Origin of the sequence: Pseudomonas baltica, assembly GCF_031880315.1 — a bacterium.
Classification (GTDB): Bacteria; Pseudomonadota; Gammaproteobacteria; order Pseudomonadales; family Pseudomonadaceae; genus Aquipseudomonas.
In genome coordinates this window covers 2495970-2507135 of sequence record NZ_CP134771.1, presented here as the reverse complement: position 1 = coordinate 2507135, position 11166 = coordinate 2495970, and the positions used below count along the sequence as shown (strand labels likewise).

Genomic DNA, 11166 nt, shown 5'->3' with positions numbered 1-11166 from the left:
GGAGTGGTTCAATGATTTCGACTTTGCGACGTGGCCTGCTGGTCCTGCTGGCGGCCCTGCCAATGTTTGCCAACGCGGCTCCTAGCGTTTCGGCCCATGATCTGGTGCAGAACACCACGCACGACTTGCTGGGCGATCTGGCCACCAATCGTGCGCAATACAAGTCCAACCCCCAGGCGTTCTACGATGCGCTCAACCGCATCGTCGGGCCGGTCGTGGATGCCGAAGGAATCTCCAAGAGCGTGATGACGGTCAAGTACTCGCGCAAAGCGACGCCTGAGCAGATGGCGCGCTTCCAGGAGAACTTCAAGCGCGGCCTGTTCCAGTTCTATGGCAATGCGCTGCTCGATTACAACGATCAAGGCATCACCGTTGCGCCAGCCAAAGACGAAAGCGGCGACCGCACCAGTGTCGACATGACCGTCAAGGGCACCAACGGTGCGGTCTATCCCGTGTCCTACACCCTCGAGAAAATCAACGGCGAGTGGAAAGTGCGCAACGTGGTGCTCAATGGTATCAACGTCGGCAAGCTGTTCCGTGATCAGTTCGCCGATGCCATGCAGCAGAACGGCAATGACCTGGACAAGACCATCGATGGTTGGGCTGGCGAAGTTGCCAAGGCCAAGCAAACCACCGACAGCGCTGCTCCGGCGCCTGCCCAATGACCGCCAGTGTCAGCCTGCAAGGCGCCGGCGTGCTGGCGCTCGCCGGTGTGCTCGACTATCGCTCAGGGCCGGCCTTGCGTGAACAGGGCCGCAAGCTGATCGCCAGCAGCAGCGTGGATCCGTTGATCGTCGACTGCGCAGCGGTCGAGAAGGCCAACAGCGTCGGCGTGTCGCTGCTGTTGGGCTTCACCCGTGACGCCAGGGCGGCCGGCAAGGCCTTGGTCATCCGTGGCTTACCCAGCGACATGGCACAGATTGCCGAAGTATCCGGGATCAGCGCACTGCTGGTCCGTGACTGAAAGCGCCATCAGCGTCAACGCCCCTCCGTCAGAGTTCTCGTATCCGGGTTCGCAGGCGCGGGGCTTTTTTTGTATGATGGCCGACCCGCGCGCACAGGGCGCCGATTGAGGTTGAGCATGCAGGCCGTAGAAGTTAAGAGCTTCCTTGAAGGAAAGCTGCCGCAAGTCCAGGTGGAAGTCGAAGGCGAAGGCTGCAACTTCCAGTTGAATGTGATCAGTGACGAAATCGCCGCCCTCAGACCGGTCGCCCGTCAGCAGCAGATCTATGCTCATTTGAACCCTTGGATTGCCGACGGCAGTATCCACGCGGTAACGATGAAATTCTTCAGCCGCGCAGCCTGGGCTGAGCGCACCTGAGCCCTTTGGGGTCGAGATTCTAATGGACAAACTGATTATTACTGGCGGCATCCCTCTCGATGGGGAAATCCGCATTTCCGGGGCGAAGAACTCCGCCCTGCCGATTCTGGCCGCTACCTTGCTGGCCGATGCGCCGGTCACGGTCGCCAACCTGCCGCACCTGCACGACATCACCACGATGATCGAGTTGTTCGGCCGCATGGGCATCGAGCCGATCATCGACGAAAAGATGGCCGTGGAAATCGACCCGCGCACCATCAAGACCCTGATCGCACCCTACGAGCTGGTGAAAACCATGCGCGCGTCGATCCTGGTGCTGGGCCCTATGGTTGCCCGCTTTGGCGAGGCCGAAGTGGCTCTGCCGGGTGGTTGCGCCATCGGTTCGCGTCCAGTCGACTTGCATATCCGCGGCCTTGAAGCCATGGGCGCAGTGATCGAAGTCGAAGCCGGCTACATCAAGGCCAAGGCGCCGGAAGGCGGTTTGCGCGGTGCCAACTTCTTCTTCGATACCGTCAGCGTGACCGGTACCGAGAACATCATGATGGCCGCATCGCTGGCCAATGGCCGGACCGTGCTGCAGAACGCGGCGCGCGAGCCGGAAGTGGTCGACCTTGCCAACTTCATCAATGCCATGGGCGGTAACGTCCAGGGCGCCGGTACCGACACCATCACGATCGAAGGCGTCAAGCGCCTGGGCTCGGCTCACTACAAAGTGATGCCGGACCGTATCGAGACCGGCACCTACCTGGTGGCCGCTGCCGCCACCGGTGGTCGCGTCAAGCTCAAGGATACCGATCCGACCATCCTCGAGGCCGTACTCGACAAGCTGCGCGAAGCCGGTGCCGAAATCACCACCGGCAATGACTGGATCGAGCTGAACATGCATGGCAAGCGGCCCAAGGCCGTCAACCTGCGTACCGCTCCGTACCCAGCGTTCCCGACCGACATGCAGGCTCAGTTCGTTTCGCTCAACGCCATCGCCGAAGGCACGGGTGCGGTCATCGAGACCGTGTTCGAGAACCGTTTCATGCACGTCTATGAAATGGTCCGCATGGGCGCACACATCCTGGTCGAAGGTAACACCGCAGTCGTGACCGGCACGCTGAAGCTCAAGGGCGCGCCAGTGATGGCCACCGACCTGCGCGCTTCCGCCAGCCTGGTCATCGCCGCGCTGGTCGCCGAGGGCGATACCCTGATCGATCGCATCTACCACATCGACCGTGGTTACGAGTGCATCGAGGAAAAACTGCAGATGCTCGGCGCCAAGATTCGCCGCGTACCGGGCTAGTGCTTCCGGGCGCAGGGATGCGCCCCATGGGGTTATTGCCGAATAAATTATAAGGATCGATGTTTTTCATGTTGACCATCGCGCTGTCCAAGGGCCGCATCCTCGACGACACTCTGCCGCTGCTGGCTGCAGCGGGCATCGTGCCCACCGAGAATCCGGACAAAAGCCGCAAACTGATCATTCCGACCACGCAGGATGATGTACGCCTGCTGATCGTGCGTGCCACGGACGTTCCGACCTATGTCGAGCACGGCGCCGCCGACCTCGGTGTGGCGGGCAAGGATGTGCTCATGGAGTACGGCGGCCAGGGCCTGTACGAGCCGCTGGATCTGCAGATCGCCAAATGCAAGCTGATGACCGCCGGTGCCATCGGGGTTCCCGAGCCCAAGGGCCGTCTGCGCGTCGCTACCAAATTCGTCAATGTCGCCAAGCGTTACTACGCCGAGCAGGGCCGTCAGGTCGATATCATCAAGCTGTATGGCTCGATGGAACTGGCACCCCTGGTAGGTCTGGCCGACAAGATCATCGACGTCGTCGATACTGGCAACACCCTGCGTGCCAATGGCCTGGAACCCCAGGAAATGATCGCTGACATCAGCTCCCGGCTGGTCGTCAACAAGGCATCGATGAAGATGCAGCATGCCCGCATCCAGGCCTTGATCGATACCCTGCGCACTGCGGTCGAGTCGCGACACCGCGGCTGAATCACTTGCACGCCCTCTGTGCGTGCCCATCTATCCGCGTCATAGCCAAAATCTCAGGTGCCCACGCGGATGGCTTGGTAGTCTAGCGACGCCTGAGTTTTGCCCTTTGTGCCCCCGCCAATTATTGAGGCCCACGTCATGACCCTGACCGCTCCCACTGCAATCCGTCGACTCAACGCGCTTGACCCGGACTTCGCACGCCATCTGGATCATCTGTTGAGCTGGGAAAGCGTGTCCGACGAGTCGGTCAACCAGCGTGTGCTGGACATCATCAAGGCCGTGCGCGAACGCGGCGACGAAGCCGTCGTGGAGTTCACCAAGCGTTTCGATGGCCTGGATGTGGCCTCGATGGCCGACCTGATCCTGCCGCGCGAGCGTCTGGAGTTGGCGCTGACGCGGATCACCGCGCCTCAGCGCGAAGCCTTGGAAACAGCCGCCGCCCGTGTGCGCAGCTACCACGAAAAGCAGAAGCAGGACTCCTGGAGCTACACCGAGGCCGACGGCACGGTGCTGGGCCAGAAGGTCACGCCACTGGATCGTGCCGGCCTGTATGTGCCGGGTGGCAAGGCCTCGTATCCGTCCTCGGTGCTGATGAACGCCATTCCGGCCAAGGTCGCAGGTGTCGGCGAAGTGGTCATGGTGGTGCCAACGCCCCGTGGTGAAATCAACGAGCTGGTGCTGGCTGCGGCCTGCATCGCCGGCGTCGACCGGGTATTTACCATCGGTGGCGCACAAGCGGTCGCCGCGCTGGCCTACGGCACCGAAAGCGTGCCCAAGGTCGATAAGGTGGTCGGGCCGGGCAACATCTATGTGGCGACTGCCAAGCGCCACGTGTTCGGGCAAGTGGGCATCGACATGATCGCCGGTCCGTCCGAGATCCTCGTGGTCTGCGACGGCGGCACCGATCCGGACTGGATCGCCATGGACCTGTTCTCCCAGGCCGAGCACGACGAAGACGCTCAGGCGATTCTGGTCAGCCCGGACGCCGAGTTCCTCGACAAGGTCGCGGCCAGCATCGACAAGCTGCTGCCGACCATGGAGCGCGCTGAAATCATCAAGACTTCGATCAACGGCCGCGGTGCGCTGATTCAGGTGCGCGACATGCAGCAGGCCATCGAAGTGGCCAACCGCATCGCGCCGGAGCACCTTGAACTGTCGGTGGCCGACCCTGAGGCCTGGCTGCCGCAGATCCGTCACGCCGGTGCGATCTTCATGGGCCGTCACACCTCCGAGGCACTGGGCGACTACTGCGCAGGCCCCAACCACGTGCTGCCGACCTCCGGCACCGCGCGGTTTTCGTCGCCACTGGGGGTGTATGACTTCCAGAAGCGTTCGTCGATCATCTTCTGTTCCGAAGCCGGAGCTTCCGAGCTGGGCAAGACCGCCTCGGTGCTGGCTCGCGGCGAGTCCTTGAGCGCCCACGCCCGCAGCGCCGAATACCGCATTCTGGAAGGTAAACAAGCATGAGCAAGTTCTGGAGTCCTTTCGTCAAGACCCTGGTGCCTTACGTGCCGGGCGAGCAGCCCAAACTCACCAAGCTGGTCAAGCTCAATACCAACGAGAACCCCTATGGTCCGTCGCCCAAGGCGCTGGAGGCCATGCGTGCCGAGCTGAACGACGACCTGCGCCTGTACCCCGATCCGAATGGCGATCTTCTCAAGCAAGCGGTGGCCGAGTATTACGGCGTGCAGACTGGGCAAGTATTCGTCGGCAACGGTTCGGATGAAGTGCTGGCGCACATTTTTCATGGTCTGTTCCAGCAGGATCTGCCGCTGTTGTTCCCGGATATCAGCTACAGCTTCTACCCAGTGTATTGCGGGCTGTATGGCATCGAGCACGTTCTGGTGCCGCTTGACGAGCAGTTTCAGATCCGTGTCGCCGATTACGCACGCCCCAACGGCGGGATCATTTTCCCTAACCCCAATGCGCCGACTGGCTGCGTGCTGGCACTGGACGCGGTCGAGCAGATGCTCAAGGCCAGCCCGGATTCAGTGGTGGTGGTCGATGAAGCGTATATCGACTTCGGCGGCCAGACGGCGATCAGCCTGGTGGATCGCTATCCCAACCTGCTGGTGACTCAAACGCTGTCCAAGTCGCGCTCGCTGGCGGGCCTGCGTGTCGGACTGGCGGTGGGTCATCCGGATTTGATCGAGGCGCTGGAACGGGTCAAGAACAGCTTCAATTCTTACCCGCTGGATCGCATGGCCATCGTTGGCGCCGCCGCGGCGTTCAACGACAAAGCGTATTTTCAGCAGACCTGCAAAGCGGTGATCGACAGCCGAGAGCATTTGGTGGCCGAGCTGCAACAGCGTGGCTTCGAGGTATTGCCGTCAGCGGCGAACTTCATCTTCACCCGCCACCCGCAGCAGGACGCCGCAGGGATCGCCGCCAAGGTGCGCGAGAAAGGGGTGATCGTGCGGCACTTCAAGCAAGAGCGAATCGCTCAGTTCCTGCGCATCAGCATCGGTACGCCGGAACAGAATCAGGCGTTGCTCGACGCCCTCTGATCGATTTACTTCGCCCGCTCCCACAGGGCCGTCCTGAGTCGTACGCCTGTGGGAGCAAAGCTTGTTCGCGAAGAGGCCATGAGCCTCAACCGCGCTATTGGATTACTTCTCTTCCGGCGCCACCGCAGCCGGCGCCGGTGGGGGGCGCAGGCCCACTTCAGCCATCATCTTCAACTGCTTACCGTTGCGCATGACTTCAATGGCGATCTTGTCGTTGGGTTTGGTCCGCGCTACTTGATTCATCGAGCGGCGCCCGTCGCCGGCCGGCTCGCCGTTGATGCTCAGGATCACATCGCCCAACTGCAGGCCGGCTTTCTGTGCCGGGCCGCCGGCGAAAATGCCCGCCACCACGATGCCGGGTTTGTCTTTCAGGCCGTAAGACGCGGCCAGATCTTCGGTCAGCGGTTGCACTTCGATGCCCAGCCAGCCGCGGATTACCTGGCCGTGCTCGATGATCGATTTCATGACTTCGACCGCGAGCTTGATAGGGATCGCGAAGCCGATGCCTTGGGAGCCACCAGACTTGGAAAAGATCGCCGTATTGATGCCGGTCAGATTGCCATTGGCATCCACCAGCGCGCCGCCGGAGTTGCCGGGGTTGATGGCCGCGTCGGTCTGGATGAAGTCCTCATAGGTGTTAAGGCCCAGCTGGTTGCGGCCAGTGGCGCTGATGATGCCCATGGTCACCGTCTGGCCGACGCCGAAGGGATTGCCGATGGCCAACGCGACATCACCAATATGGATGTTGTCCGAGCTGCCGATAGTGATCGATGGCAGGTTCTTCAGGTCGATCTTGAGGACCGCCAGGTCGGTTTCCGGGTCGCTGCCGATGACGCGCGCCAAGGTCTCGCGACCATCCTTGAGCGCTACCACGATCTGGTCGGCGCCAGCGGTGACGTGGTTGTTGGTCAGCAGGTAGCCTTCCGGGCTCATGATCACCCCCGAGCCGAGGCTCGACTCCCAGCGCCGTTGCTTGGGCAGGTTGTCGCCGAAAAAACGGCGGAACTGCGGGTCTTCGAACAGCGGATGATTGGTCTTGTTGACCACCTTGGTGGTGTACAGATTGGCCACGGCAGGTGCAGCAAGGGTGACGGCGCTGGCATAGGACACGGGGCCCTGGACCACGGTGGCCGATTGCGGCGCCTGTTGCAGATTGATGTCCTGGCTCGGCAAGCCGACCCATTCGGGGAAACGCTGGATGACCAGCAACGCAATCAGGATGCCGGTCAATAATGGCCAACCAAAAAAACGTAGCGCCTTGAACATTTAACGATTCCCGGGAGATGGCGGTCGGGCGTTTCCACATGGCTTGGGACGCCCCATAATGGCCGCCATTATACGAGGCCTTTAGCGGCTCCGAACGGCCTTTATGGAGACTTTTATGGCTATTGCCTTGACGACCCTGGTGCAGGAGGCGGATCGCTACCTCGCCAGTGCAAAAATTCAGGATTACTGCCCCAATGGCTTGCAGGTCGAGGGCCGCTCGCAGGTGCTGCGTATCGTCAGTGGGGTTACAGCTAGCCAAGCGCTGCTGGATGCCGCAGCCGAGGCGGGCGCCGACGTTGTATTGGTACACCATGGGTATTTCTGGAAAGGCGAAAACCCCTGCGTGACCGGGATGAAGCAGCGGCGCCTGAAGACCCTGCTGCAGAACGACATGAGCCTGCTGGCCTATCACCTGCCGTTGGATGTGCACCCGGAGGTCGGCAACAACGTGCAGTTGGCGCGCCAGCTCGATATCACCGTGGAAGGGCCGCTGGACCCGAGCAATTCGCGGGTGGTGGGGCTGCTGGGCTCGCTTGACGAACCGATGAGCGCCCGTGATTTCGCCCGCAAGGTGCAGGAAGTGATGGGCCGCGAGCCGCTGCTGATCGAGGGCAGCGCCATGATCCGCCGGGTAGGCTGGTGCACCGGCGGCGGCCAGGGCTACATCGATCAAGCCATTGCGGCCGGCGTCGATCTGTTCATCAGTGGCGAGGCCTCGGAGCAGACTTTCCACAGTGCCCGAGAGAACGACGTGAGTTTCATCGCCGCAGGTCATCACGCCACCGAGCGCTATGGCGTGCAGGCGCTAGGGGATTATCTGGCGCGGCGCTTTGCGCTGGAGCACATCTTTATCGATGTTCCCAATCCGATCTGAATATTGGTTTATGAGCGCGTAGGTCATCAGCGACACCCTAACCAGCGGGTATAACCTTATAACCTTTGCGTCTAGTCGGCTTTTTTCATAGAAACGGCCCCCATGTTAAAGTGCGCGGCTCGAACACGGCCCGTGGGCCGTCCATAAAGAATGTATCCGTGAGTAACCATGGTCGACAAACTGACGCACCTGAAACAGTTGGAGGCGGAAAGTATCCACATCATTCGTGAAGTGGCCGCCGAATTCGATAACCCGGTGATGCTGTATTCGATCGGCAAGGACTCCGCCGTCATGCTGCATCTGGCGCGCAAGGCGTTCTTCCCGGGCAAGCTGCCGTTCCCGGTGATGCATGTCGATACCCGGTGGAAATTCAAGGAGATGTACCAGTTTCGCGACCGCATGGTTGAAGAAATGGGCCTGGACCTGTTGGTGCACATCAATCCTGACGGCGTCGCCCAGGACATCAACCCGTTCACCCACGGTAGCTCCAAGCACACGGACATCATGAAGACCCAGGGCCTCAAGCAGGCGCTGGACAAGTACGGCTTCGATGCCGCCTTCGGTGGCGCACGCCGCGACGAAGAAAAGTCCCGCGCCAAAGAGCGCGTGTATTCGTTCCGCGACAGCAAGCACCGCTGGGACCCGAAAAACCAGCGTCCTGAGCTGTGGAACGTCTACAACGGCAAGGTCAACAAGGGCGAATCCATTCGCGTGTTCCCGTTGTCGAACTGGACCGAGCTGGACATCTGGCAGTACATCTACCTCGAAGGTATCCCGATCGTGCCGCTGTATTTCGCCGCGGAGCGTGAAGTCATCGAGAAGAACGGCACCCTCATCATGATCGACGACGATCGCATCCTCGAGCACCTTAGCGAGGAAGAAAAGTCCCGTATCGTCAAAAAGAAAGTGCGTTTCCGTACGCTTGGCTGCTACCCGTTGACGGGCGCAGTGGAGTCCGAGGCCGAAACCCTCACGGACATCATTCAGGAAATGCTCCTGACGCGAACTTCCGAGCGCCAGGGCCGGGTCATCGACCACGATGGCGCAGGCTCGATGGAAGACAAGAAACGTCAAGGCTATTTCTAAGTAGGGTCAGACCATGTCGCACCAATCAGAATTGATCAGCGAGGACATCCTCGCTTACCTGGCCCAGCACGAGCGCAAGGAACTGTTGCGTTTCCTGACCTGCGGCAACGTCGATGACGGCAAGAGCACCCTGATCGGGCGCCTGCTGCACGACTCCAAGATGATCTACGAAGATCACCTGGAAGCCATCACCCGCGACTCGAAAAAGTCCGGTACCACCGGCGATGATATCGACCTCGCACTGCTGGTCGATGGCCTGCAGGCCGAGCGCGAGCAGGGCATCACCATCGATGTCGCCTATCGCTACTTCTCCACGGCCAAGCGCAAGTTCATCATTGCCGACACTCCGGGCCACGAGCAGTACACCCGCAATATGGCCACCGGTGCGTCTACCTGTGACCTGGCGATCATTCTGGTCGACGCTCGCTATGGCGTGCAGACCCAGACCCGCCGACACAGCTACATCGCCTCGTTGCTGGGCATCAAACACATCGTGGTCGCCATCAACAAGATGGACCTCAAGGGTTTTGACGAGGGCGTGTTCGAGTCGATCAAGGCTGATTATCTGAAGTTCGCCGAGGCCATCAACCTCAATCCGACTACCTTGGCCTTCGTGCCGATGTCGGCGCTCAAGGGCGACAACGTGGTGAATCACAGCGAGCAATCGCCGTGGTACACCGGTCAGACCCTGATGGAAATCCTCGAGACCGTTGACGTTTCGACCGATCGCAACATGACCGACCTGCGCTTCCCGGTGCAGTACGTCAACCGCCCGAACCTGAACTTCCGCGGTTTCGCCGGCACCTTGGCCAGCGGCATCGTGCACAAGGGCGACGAAGTCGTGGTGCTGCCATCGGGCAAGAGCAGCCGCGTCAAATCCATCGTCACCTACGAAGGTGAGCTGGAGCATGCCGGCCCAGGCCAGGCCGTGACCCTGACCATGGAAGACGAGATCGACATCTCCCGTGGCGATCTGCTGGTGCACGCCGATAACGTGCCGCCGGTGACCGACCAGTTCGACGCCATGCTGGTGTGGATGGCCGAAGAGCCGATGCTGCCGGGCAAGAAATACGACATCAAGCGCGCGACCAGCTATGTGCCAGGCTCGATCGCCAGCATCGTCCACCGCGTCGACGTCAACACCCTGGAAGAGGGCGCCGCGAGCTCTCTCAACCTCAACGAGATCGGCAAGGTCAAGGTCGCGCTGGATGCCGCCATCGCCTTGGACGGCTATGAAAGCAACCGCACCACAGGCGCCTTCATCGTCATCGATCGCTTGACCAACGGCACCGTCGGCGCCGGCATGATCATCGCGCCGCCCGTGGTCGTCCAGGGTGGCGGCCATCACGGCAAGCTCGCCCACGTCGCCACTGAAGAGCGCGCCCAGCGTTTCGGCCAGCAGCCCGCTACCGTGCTGTTCACCGGCCTCTCGGGCGCCGGCAAGAGCACCTTGGCCTATGCGGTCGAGCGCAAGCTGTTCGACATGGGCCGTGCGGTCTACGTACTGGATGGCCAGAACCTGCGCCACGACCTCAACAAGGGCCTGCCCCAGGATCGCATCGGTCGCACCGAGAACTGGCGGCGTGCCGCGCATGTGGCGCGCCAGTTCAACGAAGCGGGCCTGTTGACCCTGGCAGCCTTCGTCGCACCGTCGGCCGAAGGTCGCGAGCAAGCGAAGACCCTGATCGGCACCGAGCGCTTGATCACGGTGTATGTGCAGGCTTCGCCGCTGGTATGCCGTCAGCGTGATCCACAGGGCCTGTACGCGGCCGATGGCGACAACATCCCGGGTGAGTCCTTCCCGTACGATGTGCCGTTGAATGCTGATCTGGTGGTGGATACCCAGAGTGCGTCGGTGGAGGAGGGGGTGAAGCAGGTGCTGGAGTTGCTGCGTTCGCGTGGGGCTATCTGATCTAGCCCGTCACACAAAACCTCGCCGCTGCGGGGTTTTGTCGTTTAAGGGGCTGCTCAAGACGTGTCTCATCCAGGCTGGGTTGACTCAAGCACAATGCACCGAGGCGCTAGGTCGTCCGCATTCGTTCATGAGCGACGTCGAGCGCGGGTCGCGGCGGCTCGATCTGGTGCGGCTCAGAGTGCTGCTCGACGTGTGAGGGACGGAG

At 61.3% G+C, this 11166-nt stretch carries 11 protein-coding genes; 10 read left to right on the top strand and 1 reads right to left on the bottom strand.

What is annotated here, in order from left to right; translation table 11 throughout:
• The first annotated feature begins 11 nt into the window (after positions 1-11).
• The 7 genes from REH34_RS11060 to hisC all read left to right on the top strand — a co-directional run bounded on the left by REH34_RS11060 (position 12) and on the right by hisC (position 5820).
• Positions 12-665 carry a phospholipid-binding protein MlaC gene (locus REH34_RS11060; RefSeq protein ID WP_226502896.1) on the top strand — a complete coding sequence of 218 codons (654 nt, stop codon included), beginning with the start codon at positions 12-14 and terminating at the stop codon, positions 663-665.
• The gene (locus REH34_RS11055; RefSeq protein WP_311971653.1) at positions 662-964 is read left to right on the top strand and encodes an STAS domain-containing protein; all 303 of its coding nucleotides are present in this window, start codon (positions 662-664) and stop codon (positions 962-964) included. The genes REH34_RS11060 and REH34_RS11055 overlap by 4 nt, the downstream gene beginning before the upstream one ends.
• A 117-nt stretch (positions 965-1081) precedes the next feature.
• Complete coding sequence (locus REH34_RS11050; RefSeq protein ID WP_226502898.1) at positions 1082-1321, top strand: BolA family protein; 240 nt, start codon at positions 1082-1084, stop codon at positions 1319-1321.
• A gap of 22 nt (positions 1322-1343) precedes the next feature.
• The gene (gene murA, locus REH34_RS11045; RefSeq protein ID WP_226502899.1) at positions 1344-2609 is read left to right on the top strand and encodes a UDP-N-acetylglucosamine 1-carboxyvinyltransferase; all 1266 of its coding nucleotides are present in this window, start codon (positions 1344-1346) and stop codon (positions 2607-2609) included.
• 68 nt (positions 2610-2677) lie between these two features.
• Positions 2678-3313 carry an ATP phosphoribosyltransferase gene (gene hisG / locus REH34_RS11040; protein ID WP_226502900.1) on the top strand — a complete coding sequence of 212 codons (636 nt, stop codon included), beginning with the start codon at positions 2678-2680 and terminating at the stop codon, positions 3311-3313.
• 144 nt (positions 3314-3457) lie between these two features.
• On the top strand, positions 3458-4780 hold the full coding sequence (gene hisD, locus REH34_RS11035) for a histidinol dehydrogenase (protein ID WP_226503664.1): 1323 nt from the start codon (positions 3458-3460) through the stop codon (positions 4778-4780).
• Positions 4777-5820: a histidinol-phosphate transaminase gene (gene hisC / locus REH34_RS11030; protein ID WP_311971652.1), complete on the top strand. Its 1044-nt coding sequence runs from the start codon at positions 4777-4779 to the stop codon at positions 5818-5820. The genes hisD and hisC overlap by 4 nt, the downstream gene beginning before the upstream one ends.
• Before the next feature lie 102 nt (positions 5821-5922).
• Here the strand turns inward: hisC and algW are convergent, their stop codons facing one another.
• Positions 5923-7086 (bottom strand): Do family serine endopeptidase AlgW, encoded by a 1164-nt coding sequence (gene algW / locus REH34_RS11025; protein WP_226502902.1) that lies wholly within the window; start codon positions 7084-7086, stop codon positions 5923-5925.
• Positions 7087-7201: 115 nt separating this feature from the next.
• Here algW and REH34_RS11020 point away from each other — a divergent pair, with 115 nt between their 5' ends.
• From REH34_RS11020 to cysN, 3 genes are all read left to right on the top strand, one after another.
• Complete coding sequence (locus REH34_RS11020; protein ID WP_226502903.1) at positions 7202-7960, top strand: Nif3-like dinuclear metal center hexameric protein; 759 nt, start codon at positions 7202-7204, stop codon at positions 7958-7960.
• 168 nt (positions 7961-8128) lie between these two features.
• The gene (gene cysD / locus REH34_RS11015; RefSeq protein WP_226502904.1) at positions 8129-9046 is read left to right on the top strand and encodes a sulfate adenylyltransferase subunit CysD; all 918 of its coding nucleotides are present in this window, start codon (positions 8129-8131) and stop codon (positions 9044-9046) included.
• Positions 9047-9059: 13 nt separating this feature from the next.
• Positions 9060-10958 carry a sulfate adenylyltransferase subunit CysN gene (cysN, locus tag REH34_RS11010; RefSeq protein WP_311971651.1) on the top strand — a complete coding sequence of 633 codons (1899 nt, stop codon included), beginning with the start codon at positions 9060-9062 and terminating at the stop codon, positions 10956-10958.
• Positions 10959-11166 lie beyond the last annotated feature (208 nt).